This is a genomic window from Oxalobacter vibrioformis, assembly GCF_027118995.1.
Classification (GTDB): domain Bacteria; phylum Pseudomonadota; class Gammaproteobacteria; order Burkholderiales; family Burkholderiaceae_D; genus Oxalobacter; species Oxalobacter vibrioformis.
The window spans coordinates 249,591-266,928 of the sequence record NZ_CP098242.1 but is presented as its reverse complement, the minus strand read 5'-3'; the positions used below and the strand labels follow the sequence as shown (position 1 = coordinate 266,928).

Annotated in this window: 22 protein-coding genes; 13 read left to right on the top strand and 9 right to left on the bottom strand. The window is 48.5% G+C overall.

The window, feature by feature from the left end; translation table 11 throughout:
* Positions 1-61 precede the first annotated feature (61 nt).
* Complete coding sequence (locus NB640_RS01450; RefSeq protein WP_269309370.1) at positions 62-1,135, top strand: tetratricopeptide repeat protein; 1,074 nt, start codon at positions 62-64, stop codon at positions 1,133-1,135.
* A 142-nt stretch (positions 1,136-1,277) separates the two neighbouring features.
* Here the strand turns inward: NB640_RS01450 and NB640_RS01445 are convergent, their stop codons facing one another.
* The gene (locus tag NB640_RS01445; RefSeq protein ID WP_269309369.1) at positions 1,278-1,604 is read right to left on the bottom strand and encodes a hypothetical protein; all 327 of its coding nucleotides are present in this window, start codon (positions 1,602-1,604) and stop codon (positions 1,278-1,280) included.
* A gap of 44 nt (positions 1,605-1,648) precedes the next feature.
* Positions 1,649-1,969, bottom strand: coding sequence for a hypothetical protein (locus NB640_RS01440; RefSeq protein ID WP_269309368.1), 321 nt, complete (start codon positions 1,967-1,969; stop codon positions 1,649-1,651).
* 302 nt (positions 1,970-2,271) lie between these two features.
* Between NB640_RS01440 and NB640_RS01435 the strand changes: the two genes are divergently transcribed.
* Positions 2,272-2,472 (top strand): helix-turn-helix transcriptional regulator, encoded by a 201-nt coding sequence (locus tag NB640_RS01435; protein WP_269309367.1) that lies wholly within the window; start codon positions 2,272-2,274, stop codon positions 2,470-2,472.
* Positions 2,473-2,563: 91 nt separating this feature from the next.
* Here NB640_RS01435 and NB640_RS01430 read toward each other — a convergent pair whose 3' ends face one another.
* Entirely contained in the window at positions 2,564-4,033 is a 1,470-nt protein-coding gene (locus NB640_RS01430) for an IS1182 family transposase (RefSeq protein WP_269308711.1), read from the bottom strand.
* A gap of 344 nt (positions 4,034-4,377) precedes the next feature.
* Positions 4,378-4,704 (bottom strand): hypothetical protein, encoded by a 327-nt coding sequence (locus tag NB640_RS01425; protein WP_269309366.1) that lies wholly within the window; start codon positions 4,702-4,704, stop codon positions 4,378-4,380.
* A gap of 883 nt (positions 4,705-5,587) precedes the next feature.
* Here NB640_RS01425 and NB640_RS01420 point away from each other — a divergent pair.
* From NB640_RS01420 to NB640_RS01400, 5 genes are all read left to right on the top strand, one after another.
* Positions 5,588-6,363, top strand: a protein-coding gene (locus tag NB640_RS01420) for an IS5 family transposase (protein ID WP_408637931.1) whose coding sequence is annotated in 2 segments (ribosomal slippage) — positions 5,588-5,960 and positions 5,960-6,363 — 777 coding nt in all. Because the reading frame shifts where the segments join, the coding sequence is not laid out codon by codon here.
* A gap of 775 nt (positions 6,364-7,138) precedes the next feature.
* The gene (locus tag NB640_RS01415) at positions 7,139-7,321 is read left to right on the top strand and encodes a hypothetical protein (protein ID WP_269309364.1); all 183 of its coding nucleotides are present in this window, start codon (positions 7,139-7,141) and stop codon (positions 7,319-7,321) included.
* Between the two features lie 239 nt (positions 7,322-7,560).
* Positions 7,561-8,541, top strand: coding sequence for a tetratricopeptide repeat protein (locus tag NB640_RS01410; RefSeq protein ID WP_269309363.1), 981 nt, complete (start codon positions 7,561-7,563; stop codon positions 8,539-8,541).
* A gap of 388 nt (positions 8,542-8,929) precedes the next feature.
* Positions 8,930-9,097, top strand: coding sequence for a transposase (locus NB640_RS01405; protein WP_408637934.1), 168 nt, complete (start codon positions 8,930-8,932; stop codon positions 9,095-9,097).
* Positions 9,098-9,237: 140 nt separating this feature from the next.
* Positions 9,238-9,654 carry a transposase gene (locus tag NB640_RS01400; RefSeq protein ID WP_269309361.1) on the top strand — a complete coding sequence of 139 codons (417 nt, stop codon included), beginning with the start codon at positions 9,238-9,240 and terminating at the stop codon, positions 9,652-9,654.
* A gap of 156 nt (positions 9,655-9,810) precedes the next feature.
* Here the strand turns inward: NB640_RS01400 and NB640_RS01395 are convergent, their stop codons facing one another.
* The gene (locus NB640_RS01395) at positions 9,811-10,023 is read right to left on the bottom strand and encodes a hypothetical protein (RefSeq protein ID WP_269309360.1); all 213 of its coding nucleotides are present in this window, start codon (positions 10,021-10,023) and stop codon (positions 9,811-9,813) included.
* A 407-nt stretch (positions 10,024-10,430) separates the two neighbouring features.
* Between NB640_RS01395 and NB640_RS01390 the strand changes: the two genes are divergently transcribed.
* Together NB640_RS01390 and NB640_RS01385 are read left to right on the top strand one after the other, a co-directional pair.
* On the top strand, positions 10,431-10,610 hold the full coding sequence (locus NB640_RS01390) for a hypothetical protein (RefSeq protein ID WP_269309358.1): 180 nt from the start codon (positions 10,431-10,433) through the stop codon (positions 10,608-10,610).
* A 47-nt stretch (positions 10,611-10,657) separates the two neighbouring features.
* Positions 10,658-10,819 (top strand): hypothetical protein, encoded by a 162-nt coding sequence (locus tag NB640_RS01385; protein WP_269309357.1) that lies wholly within the window; start codon positions 10,658-10,660, stop codon positions 10,817-10,819.
* A gap of 167 nt (positions 10,820-10,986) precedes the next feature.
* Here NB640_RS01385 and NB640_RS01380 read toward each other — a convergent pair whose 3' ends face one another.
* Positions 10,987-11,250 carry a hypothetical protein gene (locus tag NB640_RS01380; protein WP_269309356.1) on the bottom strand — a complete coding sequence of 88 codons (264 nt, stop codon included), beginning with the start codon at positions 11,248-11,250 and terminating at the stop codon, positions 10,987-10,989.
* Between the two features lie 15 nt (positions 11,251-11,265).
* Positions 11,266-11,637, bottom strand: coding sequence for a hypothetical protein (locus NB640_RS01375; protein ID WP_269309355.1), 372 nt, complete (start codon positions 11,635-11,637; stop codon positions 11,266-11,268).
* Positions 11,638-11,857: 220 nt separating this feature from the next.
* Between NB640_RS01375 and NB640_RS01370 the strand changes: the two genes are divergently transcribed.
* The 4 genes from NB640_RS01370 (at position 11,858) to NB640_RS01355 (ending at position 15,985) form a co-directional block, all read left to right on the top strand.
* Positions 11,858-12,517: a hypothetical protein gene (locus NB640_RS01370; protein WP_269309353.1), complete on the top strand. Its 660-nt coding sequence runs from the start codon at positions 11,858-11,860 to the stop codon at positions 12,515-12,517.
* Complete coding sequence (locus tag NB640_RS01365; RefSeq protein ID WP_269309352.1) at positions 12,510-14,405, top strand: OmpA family protein; 1,896 nt, start codon at positions 12,510-12,512, stop codon at positions 14,403-14,405. Before NB640_RS01370 ends, NB640_RS01365 begins: the two co-directional genes overlap by 8 nt.
* A 164-nt stretch (positions 14,406-14,569) precedes the next feature.
* Positions 14,570-15,070, top strand: a complete 501-nt coding sequence (locus tag NB640_RS01360; protein ID WP_269309351.1) for a Rab family GTPase — start codon at positions 14,570-14,572, stop codon at positions 15,068-15,070.
* The gene (locus tag NB640_RS01355) at positions 15,071-15,985 is read left to right on the top strand and encodes a GGDEF domain-containing protein (RefSeq protein WP_269309350.1); all 915 of its coding nucleotides are present in this window, start codon (positions 15,071-15,073) and stop codon (positions 15,983-15,985) included.
* Positions 15,986-16,005: 20 nt separating this feature from the next.
* Here NB640_RS01355 and NB640_RS01350 read toward each other — a convergent pair whose 3' ends face one another.
* Both NB640_RS01350 and NB640_RS01345 read right to left on the bottom strand, forming a co-directional pair.
* On the bottom strand, positions 16,006-16,170 hold the full coding sequence (locus NB640_RS01350) for a hypothetical protein (RefSeq protein ID WP_269309349.1): 165 nt from the start codon (positions 16,168-16,170) through the stop codon (positions 16,006-16,008).
* Positions 16,171-16,528: 358 nt separating this feature from the next.
* Positions 16,529-17,323 carry a tyrosine-protein phosphatase gene (locus NB640_RS01345; RefSeq protein WP_269309348.1) on the bottom strand — a complete coding sequence of 265 codons (795 nt, stop codon included), beginning with the start codon at positions 17,321-17,323 and terminating at the stop codon, positions 16,529-16,531.
* Between the last annotated feature and the right edge of the window lie 15 nt (positions 17,324-17,338).

Below are 17,338 nucleotides of genomic sequence, written 5' to 3'. Positions count from 1 at the left end.
GTGGGCGCATTTCCGTTTCTCGGGTAAGATAGGCAGACTGATCCTTTTGACAACATCTGCCATGAAGACCACATCCATACTCTCCCTCCTTTCCGTCCTTGTCCTGTCCCTTCTGCTTTCTGTTAGCACAGTCTTTGCTGGTGGCTTTGAAGATGGCATGGCTCTCTATGAAAAAGAACAGTACAGCCAAGCGTTCCCGCTGATTGAAAAGGAAGCGAAGCGGGGTAATGCTGAAGCCCAGCGGCAGCTTGGCAAAATGTATGACCTGGGACAGGGCATCAATCAGGATTACAAAAAGGCTTTCGAGTGGTACAGCAAAAGTGCCAAAAATGGCAATACCCGGGCATTGTATAACCTGGCCATTCTTTATGATGATGGTCTTGGCGTAAAGAAAAACGCAGTTGAAGCGGTCAGACTATACACCCTTGCCGGTGAACAGGGAGTGGTAGAAGCCCAATATAACCTTGGGCGCACCTACCATGATGGCACAGACATCCCTCAGGATTATAAAAAGGCTTTTTACTGGTACCACATGGCAGCCGAGCAGGGAGACAGGGAAGCCCAGTTCGTGGTTGGTGCGCTGTACCGCCTGGGCAAAGGTACCGGCCAGGATTTTGAAAAGGCGCGTTACTGGTATGAAAAGTCCGCTGCGCAGGGGTATGACAAGGGTGAGTACGGGATCGGGGTCCTATACCATAAGGGCCTGGGGGTAAAAACCGACCTGGCGGAAGCTGCCAAGTGGTATAAAAAAGCGGCCGCCAAAGGCAATGTGGATTCGATGGTACTGCTAGGCGCAATCTATTCGACAGGCGGTGCCGGTCTGAAGCAAAGCTGGGATGAATCCTTCAAATGGTACAGCCTGGCGGCGGAGAGTGGCGACAAGCGCCAGGCTGCGTTAAGCCTTGGCATCATTTACCTGAACGGTTACGACAGGGATATCGACAATGAAAAGGCCAAATACTGGCTTACGGTAGCTACCGAAAACGGGGTGACAAAGGCAAATTACTGGCTGGGCCTGATGCACCAGTATGGCTTCGGTTATCCAAAAGATATCAATAAGGCGCGGGAGTGCTACCAAAAAGCGCTGGATGCTGGCGTGAAGGACGCGCAGAAAAAATTGAATGAGTTGAAATAAGAGGGTGATTTGCCGTCAACAAAAAATGGCTGGAAACACTATCCTCATATAGACCAACAAAAAAGCCAAGAAAACACTCCTGGCCTTTCACTTTCAAACGCTTGCAAATCCAATGCAATATCCCTGACCTTGCATCACTATGTCAGTGCAGGGTAGGGGTATAGGTGACATCCTCAAACTGCACGGGACGATTGTAAGACGTCCCTTCCTCAAACCGTCTCAGCGCCTCTTCTGCATCCGCGATATGCCGGTCTAGCAGGTAGTCTCCCGTCAGCCTTTTTAACCGGATAGCCCATTCAAGGAATTGCTTCACCTTAGGTACCTCATGCTCCTGCAGGGGAGCGGCAAGGAGTGGTGTGGGCAACTCAATCGCAAGACGGATCAAATCACCATACAGCTTCATGGCCTCGGTTTCATCCGGTGTTGCCATGACAGGTTCCTTTTTTTCGTTATCTCTATTCATTCTCATACCTTTCATTTTTGCAGACAGGAATCCATCCTGTTCTTCATCAATCAATGCGTCATGCTGTGACGCTTGAGCGCGGCTTCGGCATTTTCCAGAAATTCCTCCGCCGCCTGCTTTAGCCCTTCGGATTGCCTGAGCACCTGTAAATGAATATCCGCCTCCCGGAGAGCGTGAAGGATCATATTCGCTGTCTCCTCGGCAATATCCTTGGCATGCCTTATTCCCTCTTCCAACTGGTGGACCTGCTCCACAGTTAGCCTTTCACCGTCCAGCACGTTTGGCAGGAAAGACACAGCCGACACCAGCCCCACTATCGAGTCTTTCTCGATAGTGATACCGGGAGCATGTGTTACATTTTCATTAGCCATTGTTAAATCCTCTATATGTGATTAATTGTGGTCAGGCGGATCGGCATGTCGCAAGCATCCCGGTCCGCCGCTTTCCATGGAAAAAACAACCATGTCAAATCCAAATTAGCATACGAAATCCACTTGTCAAATCAACTTCCCGAACAGAACACCTGTTGTGCGTGTTGAATTCCCAAAAGACAAGAAACCTGTCGCTATCCCCATCCGAATCCTCCTCCAGACAGCAGGCGTTTCAGTTCCCGTATCACCGCCGGCATCCGTAACATGATTCCTGTAACCACGAGAAAGGAGGAACAGAAATTATGAAAAAAAATCACAAGATATTGCGTATAAAGGAGGTGCAGGCAAAGCTAAAAATCGGGCGTACGTTAATCTACGAACTGGACCGCCAGGGCATCCTCAAAAAGATCAACCTGACACCCCGGTGTGTCGGCTGGCTCGAAGAAGAAGTCAATGCATTCCTCGAACACAGGATACGCGAGCGTGACAGCAAAGGACGATAGGGTAGTAGAAACAAAAAAAGAGGCCTGGAATCAGGCCTCAGACTGCTGACAAACCCCATTTTTTTCGAAGTGGGGTTTTTTCATTGGCGCATTATCGGGAGATCAAAACAAAATTAAAATAGCAATCACATTTTCCATTAAGCCCCCTTGGCCGAAATATCCCAATGACAAGGCCGAATCTTCCCGGGAAATGGCGCAAAAAAGCAAGGCTTGCTGCCTCAAGCAGGCGTGCCATCTTCTTCATGTTCTGACACGCTGCCGCTAAAAGCGCCTGCCCCTTCACTTTCGATAAACCACGGTAACGCGCATAACGGTGACCGTGCAACTCTTTCGCATCCGCAAAACTGCGCTCTACCGTTTCCTGTCGCCGACGGTAAATCGCCTTGCCCTTTGCCGTCAGGCGATTGTCATGAACCTGTTCCTTGAAGCCCTGCCAAATATGCCGGGTGATCAGTTTTATCTGGTTGCGGCTCTGGGTACACTGCATAAGAAAGGCGCAGTCCGTACATTGCCCTTGTTGAGAGGCATATTCCCGGTACCCTGAACGGTTGGTCGTACGGTAAGGTAAAAGCTTTCCATTGGGACAGAGATAACAGTCTCCTTGAGGGTCATAGCTGTACTGCCGCTTGTAAAAGTAGCCCGCCTTGTGATTCGGACGACGGTAACCGATAACGCCGTATATGCCTCGCTCTATGAGTCCCTTGGCTATGTGTGGTGTGTCATAACCTGCATCCAAGCCTACGGCCTGTATCTCAAATCCAAAACGTGACTGCATCCTGTCAAGACGCTTCAGGTAAGGAACACTGTCATGGACATTTCCCGGCGTCACATGGGTGTCTGTGATCAGGGCGTACTTGCCGTCAACGGTGCGGTGGTCCAGGTAGTAAAAACCTTTGGGCTTGCCATCACGAACAAGGTAGCCAGCATCAGGGTCTGCCGGGCTGACTTTGATTTCTTTTTGTGAGGGCGGTTCGTCGTCTCTGTCTGAAAGGGGATTTTTGCCATGGGAATAACGGTCGGCTTCTATGGCGCTGTTGAGTTCTGCAAGGTAGGCAACGGGCTTTTGCTCAACAAGGTGACGTTCGTGACGGTTCTTGTTGGCCGAGGCTTTGAGGTGTGTGCTGTCACTGTAAAAAACGCGACCGCCTATTAATCCATGACGGATGCACTGCTCAACAATCTCGTCAAAAATGACTTGTTCTATGTCTGTGCCAGCAAAGCGACGACGGCGGTTCTGGGAAAGGGTGCTGGCGTCTGGAACACGGTCTGTCAGGCGTAAGCCTAAAAACCAGCGGTAGGCTACGTTAACCTGAATCTCACGCTCTATCTGGCGCTCTGATCTTATCCCGAATAGGTACCCAATGAAGAGCATCTTGAATAAAACTACGGGATCAAGGGCGGGCCTGCCATTGTCCGCACTGTAAAGATGGGCGGTGTGCTCTCTGATAAAGTCAAAATGGATGTGGCGGTCTATCAGTCTTAATAGATGGTCTTTGGGAACCAGTTCTTCAAGGGTGACCATCTCCAATTCGTGTTGCTGCGGTGTCGGTGTCTTTAGCATCAGAGCCTGCCTTTTATGCGGATATCTATAAGCAATTCCATTAAAGCAAAATCCCAGGCTTAACGCCAGGGACTTTGCAATACTTTGTCAGCAGTCTGAGGCCTGGAATCAGGCCTCTTTTTTTGTTTCCTTTCAGGTTGCTACCGTGATAACCAGGCCAACGAAAGTGCAAAAAAGCATGGCCCAGATTTTGCGCTTTCGCGCACTTGCTTATTATTTAAGCGTACAAAAACGCCGAATTCACTACCCCAGTTTCGGCATTTTTGTACACTTTCTTCATATTTTAGCTGCACAAAAACGCCGAATTTACTGGCCCAGTTTCGGCGTTTATGTGCGCTCGTCTCTTACAAATGACGTTTCTGGCAAAGCCCGGCCATGAAATAAAGTGTTTTCCTTGTCGCCTGCCAAATCCATGATTTCAAACGTAAAAGACGCCCATGGAAGAGGGCAACTCGCTCCTGTAGATTTTCCTGTTGGTCCCTTTCCTCTGCAACCCGGATAAGCCACTGCTGCCGCTTTTCCGTCTCCCAGTCAAATCCCTTGAAATGTGTCTGTTTCATTTTTTCCTTGCTATCTATATTCCTCATCCAAGCTAACATGGAAAATCCGGGATGCAAGTCAACCTGCCGCCCTTCAAAACCTCGCCGGAATACCACGGCATTCGCCGGCATAACCTCTTATGGGCGTACTACACTGGATACCGCCACTACTCGGCATGCAGCGACCTCGTTCAGCAGAAAAGAAACCTTTGCCCAGTCATACCTGAGCAGAGTTTTTACCGCTTGCCGACACTCGGCATATTTTTTATTTCACCAAGGAGGCTATTAAAAAAACGCACAAGTAAAAAAATCAATCAACACAGAGTTTTCCTGATAAGCCCTATTCATCAGCGTTACCAGGCAAAACACCAATCCAAACCGCTCCCAATTTCACTTTGTATCGTGAAAAGGCGGTTTTTTTAATGATCTGGCATGAAAAAAGTGAGGGGATAGCGCCCGCCAGGACAACCGGTGTGAACTAGCATACCGGCGCCAGGAGACTCACGGCTGCTATGGCAGTGCATCAATCATCAAGGGCATCCTCGCTGCCCTTACTGCTCCGGTGGAGCAGGCGCGAGGCGGAAGGGCTCCGTTATTTTTCAGGTCTTCCTTACGTGGGAAGAGACCTCTTACCGAGAGGTAGAGGCGCGCTGCTCGTAGTAGCAAGAAGGCACAGCAGATGCGAATCTATTATATTTAAGCAGGGTGCCTGACCCCGCCGTGAAAAATTACCCCGGGACTGTTCAGCAGTGCCGGGGTAAGGCGAGAAGTGTTTTAGGTGTTGGGGAGGGATTTTCCGGAGAGAAAATCAATCATTCAGCAGTTGTTTCAGACTCTTGTAGCTTTCTGTGAAAGGCGTGACCATTTTTTTTATCTCACCTCCTGCTAGTAGCTTGATGTCACCTAGATAGTGTCTACATGAGATATAAGAGATAAAACTCCCTCTGTTTGCCAGATGGCAGATGTTATGAAGCGATGATCATTATAGGAAGACCACCCTTTAACAGGAGATTCCATGAGACCAGCGTACAGACGCCACGACATATCCGACCAGGCCTGGGCTTTACTTGAGCCCCACCTTCCAGGACAGCCTGGTCAATGGGGCAGGATAGCCAAAGATAACCGCACCTTCATTAATGCTGTATTCTGGATATTACGCACAGGCGCCCCCTGGCGTGATCTTTTGCCGGAGTACGGAAAATGGGGGAGCGTTCACCAGCGCTTCATCCGCTGGCGCGACAAGGGCATATGGGAGCGCCTGCTGGAAATCCTGATAGATGAGCCTGATTTTGAATGGCTTCTGATAGATGCAAGTCACATCAAGATTCACCCGCACGCGGCGGGGGCAAGAGGAGGCAACCAGGGCATGGGGCGCACAAAAGGGGGCTCAACTCAAAAATACATCTGGCCGTGGATGCGAATGGTATGCCGGTCAGATGTCTTGTCACATCGGGTACCGTTGCAGATTGTACGCAGGCTTCACGGTTAATGGATGGGATATCCCCTCGCCATCTGGTGGCGGATCGGGGTTATGATTCAAACGCCATTCTTGACCATGCAAAATCCCGCAACATCATACCCGTCATACCCCCGAAAAGAAATCGCAAGGAGAAAAGAAGCTACGATCGGCAGATTTATCAGAAGCGTCACCTGGTGGAAAATGTCTTTCTTTATCTCAAACGCTGGCGGGGTATTGCCACAAGATACGCAAAAAATCTCGCGACATTTGCTGCCGCTGTGCAGGTGCGCTGTATCGCCCTTTGGTTGAATGCGTTAACCATACTCAAGTAGACGCTATCTAGGTAGGAAAGGTCGCTGAAGGTGCTGTCTGCCATGAGTAATACCTGCAGTAGTGCCAGCGATTCAGGTGAGATGATAAGCAGTGGAAAATTAGCGTAACAGATATTCCTTTCGAGCTTGTTCTGGTTCGTGGAGAGCAGTGAGTTGCGAAGGTTTTTTGCCTCCCTTTCCATTTCTCCCAGCAGGTTCATCATCCTGTTCATAACCATGCTATCAAGGCTTTTAGCGTAAGCCTGCTCTGACATGAGATAGAAATCCGCAGCCAGGTTTTTTTTGATTTGTGCTGATGCTACATCTGGAAATTCAATAGAATGTGCAATACGCAGGTTCAGGACCCGGTTCAGGTACTTGATGGTTTTGCCATTTGAGGTACGAGCAAGGAAGAGACGCATAACAGTCAGGTCGTTTTTGCTTAGTTTCTTCATGTATTTTCCCTGTTATGAAAAAACTCAGGGTACGTCCTGACGTATCGGGAAAATTTTTGAATCAGGCACTTTTTGCTGGAGGATTTGCTGCAACTTACTTCATTCCGGCCAACGCAGAATATGTTCCTTGACTCTCTTCATGAAAGCCGCTCTAGTGCATGTGTGCGGAGCGATGCGTACAAAGTTTAGACAAACCTCTGGAGAAGGTTGAGAGCACAGTATGATTCCATCATTTACCTCGTATTACTTATACGGCGGAGTTTTTATTTAAAATGGAATGGGTTAATACAAAAAGTATTGATAATGTTTCGCTACAGTAAGATTTTGAATGAATTGACGATATGAAAGATACGGAGAAGAAATTGCTTTCTCAAAGCGATACCCAGCGTAACGGGATATTGCATACGATGACGATGGAAGGGTTGGAAGATGTTAAGGCCGACCGGTATATGACGAGCGAAGAGATGCAAAAATCCATGGCGAACTGTATCGCAAATCGCAAGGGAGATAAAAAGTTAAAGTGATGTTTGGTTATCTGGTGAATAATGTGAGCAAAACATGAAGGAGGAAATAATTGTTGGTGGGAGCTATGAAGGAAAATACAACGGTAGAAAATGTCGACAACTTATCCGGTCACTGAAAAGACCAAGGGGAGTGACACTCTGACAAAGTACCTCTCCCCTGAAGGATAAGGTCTGTTTATTTTTTTGCAGTTTGGGGATAAGCTTCATAGAAGCTTATCCCTTCTTTTCGGGTATATACCATGAAAACAGTAAAGCAAATACTTTGTGGCTGTCTCATCTTCCTTGCTGCATGCAGCGCTTTTGCGGGTAACAAGGAAGAGGGCAAAGCCCTGTACGACCAGAAGAAATATACCGAAGCATTAACACTTTTCCTCAAGGCAGATGCCTCCAGGGATGCTTGGGTGCAAAACCGTCTTGGCGTGATGTACCTTCGGGGCAAAGGGGTTGAAAAAGACCCCAAGGTGGCTTTTGACTGGTTTCAAAAGTCTGCCGCCCAGAACTATCCTGATGCGTTCAGCAATCTCGGCAGGATGTATGAAAGCGGGGATTATCTCGGACAGGATTACAGCAAAGCCCTTGCGTATTATGAAAAGGGAGAGCAGATGGGCTCGTCCCAGGCAGTGATTAATCTTGGTTTCATCTATGACAAGGGAATCGGCGTCAAACCCGATCAGAAGAAATCGCTCGACTATTATGTCAAGGCGGCAGGGATGGGCAATGCCTCTGCACTGTGCAATCTTGGCCTGAAGTATATGGAGGGCGACGGCGTACAGAAAAACTATGAAAGTGCAAGGAAACTCTTTGATACTGGATCAGATCATGGCAATGCCTGTTGTCTGAATGGCCTTGCTGACTTGTATTCCAATGGATTAGGGGTGAAGCGTGATCTTCCGGGGGCATTCAAGCTTTATGAGAAAGCGGCGCAAATAGGCAGTGAGGATGCGCAGCGCAATCTCGCAGTGGCTTACGAGCATGGTCTAGGTGTGAAGAAAAATGCCGTTGAGGCTTTCCGGTGGTATCAGGAAGCCGCTGAAAACGGCAGCCCAACCGCCATGGAGCGTATGGCGCGAGTCTATTTCCACGGCCAGTTTGGCCAGAAGAAAGATGAGACCAAAGCTAAAATATGGCTGGAAAGAGCGGAGAAACAACGGTACGCGGATCGTTTGCCTCCTCCCGATGCCGGCAATATCCTCATCATGCGCATGTTTGAGGAACAATAGAAGTAAACCCATGCTCTGACTTCTTGGAGTGCAGAACGCATTTCTCTATCATGATAATTTTATAAACAGCATTAGTCTGACTCTAAAGAAATATAAATGTTGGTATATTTGTTGGTATGTCAGTGTGTTTGATTTTAGATAGGCAATATTTTATGAGCGTTTCATCATGTTATTCGGTAGTCGCCGCCACCAGAACATCATCCGGAGACATCCGGTAAAGTACAAAAACCCGTATAAAACATAGCGTTTATACGGGTTTTTTGTTTTTCTTCGTTCGGTGATGTTCGTTGACATTCAGAATTATTGTTAGAACTCATTTCATAAATCGGCATGAATACCCTCGTTATTCAAGCCATTGATTTGCTTATAAAAACGGTAAATTGTGTGGATGAAAAGACGACGCGCAGAACAACTTACAGACGAACAATGGGCACTTCTGGAGCCTTTGATCCCGAAATCCGAGAGCCATCGTACCGGTCGAGGCCGTCCGGAAGTACACACAGACCGGGACGTATTGAACGGCGTTCTCCGGGTATTGCGAACAGGCGCTGCCTAGGGGGATCTTCCTGATCGATTTCCTTCAGGATCAACGTGTTTCAGGCGTTTTTCCCGGTGGGTCAAACAAGGCGTATTACGCCATATACTGGAAGCGCTGGCACAGGACCTTGAAGAACGCGGTGGAATTGATTTATCCGAATGCTTTATAGACGGCACCTTCACAGTGGCGAAAAAAGGGGGCTCAAAGTGGGAAAGACCAGGCGGGGCAAGGGTACGAAGCTCATGGTTATTGCAGACGCTCATGGTTTTCCACTCGCCGTGCACACGGATTCTGCTTGGCCACATGAAGTCACCCTTGTCGAAAAAACGCTCGATGAAGTTCTCACCCGTGGACGAGTTGAGCGACTTGTGGGGGATCGTGCCTATGATAGTGATCCGCTCGATCAAAGACTCGCTTTTCGCAGGGTCGAAATGATTGCGCCTCACAGGAAGAACCGCAAGCGCCCTGCCACCCAGGATGGCCGCGGGATGTTTCCTGATATGTGTGGTGTTTTTGTTCATCGGTTGCAGAGAGTCTACCGGGTTGTCCTGGCCGCAGGAGACCGCTTCGCCTGAGAACACGCCAAGGCCTTCTCCAACTCTCTCCTACGAAGACCGGCAGATGATGCGGCGCTATCTGGTGCAGGGGTTACATGACGGGATTATTGCCATGGCTGTGATGCAGGCACAGATTGATCCTGACCATGATGGGCTTTTCCTGTTGAAGCAGGGTCAGGTGCCATCGACCGCGAAGGCGAAGAATCTGTCCTCGCCAATGGCGATATATTCTCCCCAGTTTTCAATGGTTTCGACAACAGCTTCTCCAGTGGATTCGGTTTTGCCGAAGTTATAGGTAACGCTGTTTCTGTTTCTTTTGAGGATGGTAATGGTGTTGGTGCCGTTTCCACTACAGGCGCCATAGACGATTTCACCAGAATATCTCATGCCTTCCCTGAATTGTTTTTCCATTAAAAACGCCTTTGCTTCAAAAATATGCTGGACTGAAATGGGCGAGAGATAATTCTCTCCCACACGCTTCATCTACAAGATTTTTCACCCGTTTTTCAGTGAAAACCGCCATTAAATCAAAGTATAGCGTATTTTTTCTCATGCGCAAGAACATCAAAGGCAGCGGATTTATACGGTACCCTGTGGGCCAGGGTACTACGAGGAGGGGCGCCAACCGGTATATTTTTCAGTGGGCTATCCGAGAGGCGCTGTTATCTGAAAAACCGTGAAAACATGATGTTTAACACGGTTTTTTGTTTGCTGTTATGTTTAGGAAGATTGTTTGATCGGGATCAGATATCCTGAAAAATGAGCTATGCGGGAAAGGATGAATCGGAAACGGCGTGGCAGAGGGTGAGGCGTCCCTGAAGGAGCCTGTTTTTCAGGCAGGAGAGCGCTTTATGGTGGATATGAACAGGAAACCCGTAAAACAGGATATTTATGCGGGTTTTTGCATGATGAGCCACTACCAGGTCAGGCTGGTGTTATCTGATCTGATCAGGTCGGATGTGTCTGTATTTTGAATGATTTCTCGCGGCCTTTTGTTTCTTCTGCCTTGAACGGACGGTATGTGGCTGACCGGACGCGTGCGGTTCGTGTATCGGAGCGGACCACCCGGCTGGTCGGCCAGGGGGGCGTTCCAGTCGTGGTCTTCATCGAAGAGGGGCGCAAACATGCAAACCAGAATGCCTGTCAGCATGGCCGTGTTTTTTGCTTTATCGACAATAGGTGAGTCCATTGTTTTTCTCGAAGAAATATTTCTTATGGGAAGGTATAGCAGGTATTGGAAAAATCTGCCGGGGGCTTGCCCAAATCCGGTTTTTTCAATTGCTTTCGGGGCATGTGACAGTTGAATGCTTGCCGAAATGCTATCAAAAGCGATGTGAGCGTCAAACGTATCTATTGTATGGGTGTTTCAACCCATTCAAAGTCTTCGTCATCAACAGCAATATGGAACTGATAGCCTTCGGCATCTTCAGATAAGACGGTTTTTATGCCCTGATAGGTATTATTTTCCGATAGTAAGTCCAGCTTTGCAGACTTTCTCGCTTTCATCAGTCTGCTGAAAAATTCCTGGTTGACTTCAATCAGGACGATTTCTTCACCGGATTGCTGAAGATGGTGTATTTCCTGGTCAAAGTCTTTTATCTCGTGGTCTGTCATGGTTTTTCTCAGGTATTACATTTTCTGTGTTTTTACGGCAAAAAACGATAGGGCTTTAAGGCTGGTCCAACCACAACACCAATAGCATTGAGCCACTCTGATGAAGGTTATCACAGGCTCAGCGCTTTCGCATGGTGTTACCTTTGCGAACAGGGTCATTGCGGTTCTGCTTTCTCCTTGTGCCGGAATAGTCAATTCGCGTATTGGGGCTGGTGTGGTTTTTACCGGTATTGTCCATATTTTTTCTGTGTTGCGCGTGCCAGCGCTGGTACGACTGTCGTTAATAGGTGCTGCTGTATTGTTTCTGGCAGTATCTTTGGCGCACACATGGGGAAGGTGTATGGCAGAGGCCGCTAACACGGAAAAAATCACTAAAATTCTTTTCATGTGTGCTCCTTTTCATACCTGCTTTCCCTTGTATGAGAGAGAAAATCCGGATTGGTTTCCTTTTTTTCTTTTCATTTCTGCTTTCGGAAAAGGGAAAAGGTAACATTTCAAAATAAGGGTCAATGTCTCAAAAAACAACACTTTAAGCATATATTGGCATGTTATTATGCTAATCTTTTATGGTACAAAATCTCTTTATTCCTCATGGGGAGTCGCAATAATGAATAACAATAATGACGGCAAGCAAAATCCTGAAACAACTTCAATGGACCAGGTGCGAGAGCTGCTGTTTGGCGCACAACTGAAGGATATGGAGACGCGTTTCCAGAGACAGGAAGCGCGTTTTCAACGTGAAATCAGTGATGCCCGGGAGGCGCTCAAGAACCGGCTGGACTCGCTTGAAAATTTCATGCGCAGTGAGACATCATCACTCCTGCATCGTATCAATACCGAGACATCCGAGCGTGATGCGGCATTGAAGGTGGAAGAGAAAGAGCGCATTGAGGCATTTAATAACCTGACGAAAAGTATTGCGGCTGCAGAAGAAGCCTTTGAGCGCAGGGTGGCTGCCCTGTCAAATACGCTGGATAATACCGAACAGGAAATCCGCAAGCTGATGCTGACAGAGACGGGTAACCTGAATAACAAGATCGACGAAAAATACGAGAATGCGCTCAGGGTTATCTCTGAGACGGCTTCCCAGATTCGTCATGACATGGTTTACCGCTCTTCGCTGTCCAGCATGTTTACGGAGATGGTGGTCAAGCTCAGCGGACAATGGTCTTCTGATGTGGCGAGGATGATGGGGGACGAATCCCGGCATTCTCATGAAAATATTGTTGAGCATTCATTGAGCGACGAGGGCAGGTCTGATGCCTGAGGAACATGTGTTCCATGTTGACAACTCTGAAGCCCAGCCATCCACTCCACAGCCTGAAGACAGGATTGTAGAAAAGGTTATTGTGCTTGATGCGGCTGCCCGTTCGTCTGCGGCGGACAGGGCTGTGCCTGCTTCTTTCCGCACAGAGGAGGAAATGCGGCGGCTTCGCTCGCTGCTGCTTCAGGATGAAATAGACAAGATCAGGGATCTTGAGCACCGGCTCAATGATCACACGACCAAGGCGCACGAGGTCAGCGATGTGATTGCCGAGGCGGTGGTGATGCGTTCCGGCAAGGATGCCATGCTCAACAAAGCTTTTGAGCCCATTGTGGAAACATCGCTCAAGGAATCCCTGAGAAAAAACCCCAACGATTTCATTAATGTTTTTTTTCCGCTGATCGGTTCGACGATCCGCCGCTCCATTTCAGAATCCTTTAATAGCATGCTGGGCAGCTTGAGCAAGAGCATGGAGCTGTCACTTTCGCTGAAAGGGGTTCAGTGGCGTTTGGAAGGGTGGCGTACGGGAAAATCATTCAGTGAAATCGTCATGCTTCACACCCTGGTATATAGGGTGGATCAGGTTTTCCTGATTCACAGTGAGACAGGGCTGGTTTTGTCCCATGTCGTCAATGAAGGGGTGACCAGCCGGGATGCCGATATGGTGTCAGGCATGCTCACCGCCATCCAGGATTTTGCCCGTGATTGCTTTAACAGCGAAGGGGATAACAGTTCGCTTAATTCCCTCAAGATGGATGAATACACCATTTATCTGGTGCAAAGCCCTCTGGCGTATCTGGCCTGCGTGGTACGGGGAACGCCGCCTGTTGATTTCCTTGATCGCCTGAATGAAAATCTGGAGCTGAGCCTGGCTGAATGCACGGATTTTTTTGCTGATTTTAAAGGGGATGCTGCACCGTTTCAGGTGGCCAAAAAATATCTGAATGACTGCCTGTCGCAAAAATTTGTTGATGATGACAAGCCTGTCCCGGTATGGGCAAAATGGTCGTCAATCGGTGTGGCCTGTCTTTTTGTCCTTCTTCTTTTTGCCAAGTGGTATCACTCCTACCGGATGGATAACGGGGTGGAAATCCTGCGCAAGGAGCCAGGGTTGCTTGTGGTGGATGTGAAGGATAACTGGGGCTTTTCCCCTTGGAAGGTGGTTTGCCTGCAAGATGAGCTGGCCCGCCCGATGGAACAGATTCTGGGTGAAAATGGTTATGACCCGGATGATATTGATATTCACAGCATTCCTTTTGTTTCTCATGAGCCGGAAGTTATCAGGATGCGGGTGGCCAAGAAAATCCTTCCTCCGGAAGGGGTTGAGGTGGGATACAAGGATGGCGTTCTCTTTTTATCCGGTACGGCGGATATGAACTGGATTCTCCAGGCAAGGCAGACAGCCCTTGCAACACCTGGCGTTCTCAGCGTGGATACGTCGGAGCTTCATGATCCCCGTGTTGCGGAACTTACCGGACTTATTAATGCCATTGAGACTGCTACGGTGCGTTTTCCCATCGGTAGTGATACCCCCATTGCCGGGGATCAGCGCGCTTTCAACAAGGTCATATCCGACCTGGTGGCGCTGGATCGCCTGGTAAAACAGATGGGGCTTTCTGTCAATCTGACCATATATGGCCAGGCAGATGCGACGGGTTCTGACAGGCGGAATTATGAAATCAGCCAGGCACGTGCAAGATCAATCGCATCGAAACTGTATGCGCAGCAGGCCAGTATTTCCATTGTGCTTTATGGTATTGGCGCTGATCTTTCACATGGGGATGGTGAAAAAAGGACTGGCGGGGAAAATCTCGATAAACGGAAAATTGATCTGAAGGTGCGCCTTGTCAGAATGGCGGATGCAGACCAGTTGCCGGTGATTAAAAAGTAATTTTTTATCTGTTGTTATGTTGTCTAAAAGATAAGCTTGCTTTATAGTCATAAAAAAAAGACAATTTTATGTGTTTTTTTATGAAGCTGAAAGCGGCTTTTTACGGGCCTCTGACGGTGTGAGTTAACACGAACCATTTTTTCTTTATGTTGTCCTGAAACAGAATGTTAAGCAAAAAAGTCTGCATGCTGGGTTCTTTTTCTGTTGGCAAGACCTCTCTTGTCGAACAGTTTCTTCACTCTATTTTTTCTGACAAATACCTTTCGACGGTAGGTGTCAAAATCAGCAAAAAAACTGTCAATATTGATGGTACCGACATGTCTCTGGTTTTATGGGACATGGAGGGAAAAGACGATTACGTCGATATCAAGATGTCTCATCTCCGCGGCACCATGGGATTTTTTGTCGTTGCCGATTTAACCCGTCTTGATACCTTTGACGCTGCACTCAAGATCAGGCGGGTTGCACTTGATGTGCTGGGTGAGAATACGCCTCATATGCTGCTTCTGAATAAAAGTGATCGTCCTACCTGGGAAGTGAATGATGAACGTATAGAGGCTGCACAGGCTGCTGGCATCAAGGTTTTGCGTACAAGTGCCAGAACAGGAACGGCTGTTAATGAGGCTTTCGAAACCCTTGCGAAAGATATGCTGGCAAAGACGTAAATGAAAGGTCTTGATTTTATCCATTCGATTCTTGCTGAGATCGATATCGTGGTGCTGAAGCGGCTGGCGTCGGGAAAGTACACGCTGCTCGGCAAGGTCCCGGGCTTTTATCGCGAGCTGTACCCGGACGACGAGAATGGGCCATGCGTTGAACCATGGAAGCATTCGGATATGCTGGCCTTTTTCCTTGAGGATGCAGAGATTTTTTTCAGCAAGAATACAGAAGGGCAGTATTCTTCCAGCATCTGGCAGGAAGAGGGTGTGGATGGTGACAAGGCGCTGTTTGCACAGGCGATGGTCACTTCGGAAGGCCGGGCAATTATTTTGCGTCTTTTTCACGAAGAATATATCGAGCGGGTCAAGATCCTCCAAAAGGCGAGAGAAAACCTTCTGGAAAGAAGGGAACTGAAGCGTGATCTGCAGCTGTACAAGAAAATTTCCCGCTATGATGCCCTGACGTCTCTTTATAACCATGCCACTTTTATAGAGATTTTGCAGGCTGAGGCGATGAATGCCAGAAACACGGGGGCAAGCCTGTCGCTTCTGATCATGGATATTGATGATTTCAAGCGGGTCAACGACACGTTTGGCCATCTGGCTGGCGATGCGGTGCTGGCGTCTTTCGGTAAAATCCTGCAATCACACTTGCGCACAGGGGATATCGCAGCACGGTATGGCGGGGAAGAGTTTGTTATTCTGGCGACAAATACGTCACAGGATCAGGCTTTCCGCATGGCAGAAAATCTGCGCAAACGTATTGAGGACTTCAAATTTCCCTATACCGAACGCACGACAGTCAGTATCGGCTGTACAGCTTATCAGCCGCCCGAGGATATCAGGAATTTTATACAGCGGGCTGATTTTGCCATGTATGATGCTAAACGTGACGGCAAAAACAACATCAAGATACGATAGAGATCTGCCTCACCTTTTTCTCAATGCAGGTTATGATGCAGGTTTTTCAGGTCGCTGACGATTTCATCAATGCTGAAAGCCAGCCCTTTCTTTTTATTCAGAATCGACTCTGCTATTTCCAGCAGCCGCTCCTCAGAAGCGTCGCCGCTGATGACTTCATACGGGTAGCTAGGGTCAGGCCTCATTAAATTGCCTGCTGCAAAGCTGCTGTGTCCCCAATGGCGGCGTTGCATCGAAAAATGGGAACTTGATGGTGGGCTGCTACGCCTGCGTCCCCATTTCCCGCTGCGCCTGGCCCTTTGAGCCAAAACGGCTTTTCGCAAACGGAAAATTAATGAGGTCTGCTCCTAAGGTAATCGATATGATAAAGTAATTGATGGGTTCGCGCATGCGATTTCCCGCAGCAGGGAAGGTTGAACCCATCTCGATATGACATTGCTCCCAAGGCAGCACTCCCCATCCTAAGGTCAAATGCTTTGCGCTTTCATGAGAAGGGACAAACAACGATGGATTACTCTACCGTTGTTTTTTAAGGGTATTTTTTTATTGCAGGTATTTTTCCTGCATGCGGCTGATGTTTACCTGAAGCACCTTTTGCAGATAATTGTCCATACTGCCGTAGTGATTCCGGATGGTATCGATGGCAGCCTGAAGGTATTCCCGTTTTACTGCCAGAAGCGGGGCGTAGGCAGGTTTTTGTTTGAGGATGTCAGCATATTTTTCATGGATATAGCTGGCGGATTGCAGATAATCTTTCATGATGGTTGTGTCATCTACACCAAGGGAGTAGAGAACAAGTGCTGCTCCCACGCCTGTCCGGTCTTTGCCTGCGGCACAGTGAAAAGCCAGAGGCGCTGAGTCATCAGCTTGCAGAATGCGGAAAAATTCCGTGTACTGGGCAATGGCCTCCTTGTCTGTCACCAGCTCACGGTAGATACGGATCATGAGATTTTCATCGATTTTGGCGTCATCCACATCACTGAGTTTGCCAGGGGTGATGGGCAGGAAGTAGTATCGCCGGATATTTTCCGGGAGCCTGTCGGGCTTGTCCTGCTGTTCCTTGATTGATCGAAAGTCGATGAGGGTAACAAGCGGGATAGCTGAAAGGGTGCGCATGTCTTTTTCTGACAGGGAGGAGGGCTCATCGGTGCGAAAGAGTTTTCCATGGATGACTTTTTTGCCGTTAGCGGCGTTGTATCCCCCCAGGTCACGGGTGTTCCAGGTGGTTTCCAGCACAATACGCTCTCCCGGAGCGGGGCTTTTGGTGTATCCATGCGGGGTAAGGCACAGGGCCAGGAGGGCCAGGAGGCAGGAAAGGAGGTATTTTGTGTTGCTCATGTCAGTATTCACAAT

Coding starts and splice junctions, on each gene's coding strand:
- NB640_RS01375 (WP_269309355.1), bottom strand. CDS start 11,637: ATGAAAAGAATTTTAGTGATTTTTTCCGTGTTAGCGGCCTCTGCCATA.
- NB640_RS01360 (WP_269309351.1), top strand. CDS start 14,570: ATGTTAAGCAAAAAAGTCTGCATGCTGGGTTCTTTTTCTGTTGGCAAG.
- NB640_RS01380 (WP_269309356.1), bottom strand. CDS start 11,250: ATGACAGACCACGAGATAAAAGACTTTGACCAGGAAATACACCATCTT.
- NB640_RS01400 (WP_269309361.1), top strand. CDS start 9,238: ATGCTTTATAGACGGCACCTTCACAGTGGCGAAAAAAGGGGGCTCAAA.
- NB640_RS01395 (WP_269309360.1), bottom strand. CDS start 10,023: ATGAGATATTCTGGTGAAATCGTCTATGGCGCCTGTAGTGGAAACGGC.
- NB640_RS01350 (WP_269309349.1), bottom strand. CDS start 16,170: ATGAGGCCTGACCCTAGCTACCCGTATGAAGTCATCAGCGGCGACGCT.
- NB640_RS01440 (WP_269309368.1), bottom strand. CDS start 1,969: ATGGCTAATGAAAATGTAACACATGCTCCCGGTATCACTATCGAGAAA.
- NB640_RS01430 (WP_269308711.1), bottom strand. CDS start 4,033: ATGCTAAAGACACCGACACCGCAGCAACACGAATTGGAGATGGTCACC.
- NB640_RS01435 (WP_269309367.1), top strand. CDS start 2,272: ATGAAAAAAAATCACAAGATATTGCGTATAAAGGAGGTGCAGGCAAAG.
- NB640_RS01445 (WP_269309369.1), bottom strand. CDS start 1,604: ATGAGAATGAATAGAGATAACGAAAAAAAGGAACCTGTCATGGCAACA.
- NB640_RS01345 (WP_269309348.1), bottom strand. CDS start 17,323: ATGAGCAACACAAAATACCTCCTTTCCTGCCTCCTGGCCCTCCTGGCC.
- NB640_RS01450 (WP_269309370.1), top strand. CDS start 62: ATGAAGACCACATCCATACTCTCCCTCCTTTCCGTCCTTGTCCTGTCC.
- NB640_RS01410 (WP_269309363.1), top strand. CDS start 7,561: ATGAAAACAGTAAAGCAAATACTTTGTGGCTGTCTCATCTTCCTTGCT.
- NB640_RS01370 (WP_269309353.1), top strand. CDS start 11,858: ATGAATAACAATAATGACGGCAAGCAAAATCCTGAAACAACTTCAATG.
- NB640_RS01355 (WP_269309350.1), top strand. CDS start 15,071: ATGAAAGGTCTTGATTTTATCCATTCGATTCTTGCTGAGATCGATATC.
- NB640_RS01425 (WP_269309366.1), bottom strand. CDS start 4,704: ATGCCGGCGAATGCCGTGGTATTCCGGCGAGGTTTTGAAGGGCGGCAG.
- NB640_RS01415 (WP_269309364.1), top strand. CDS start 7,139: ATGAAAGATACGGAGAAGAAATTGCTTTCTCAAAGCGATACCCAGCGT.
- NB640_RS01365 (WP_269309352.1), top strand. CDS start 12,510: ATGCCTGAGGAACATGTGTTCCATGTTGACAACTCTGAAGCCCAGCCA.
- NB640_RS01405 (WP_408637934.1), top strand. CDS start 8,930: ATGAAAAGACGACGCGCAGAACAACTTACAGACGAACAATGGGCACTT.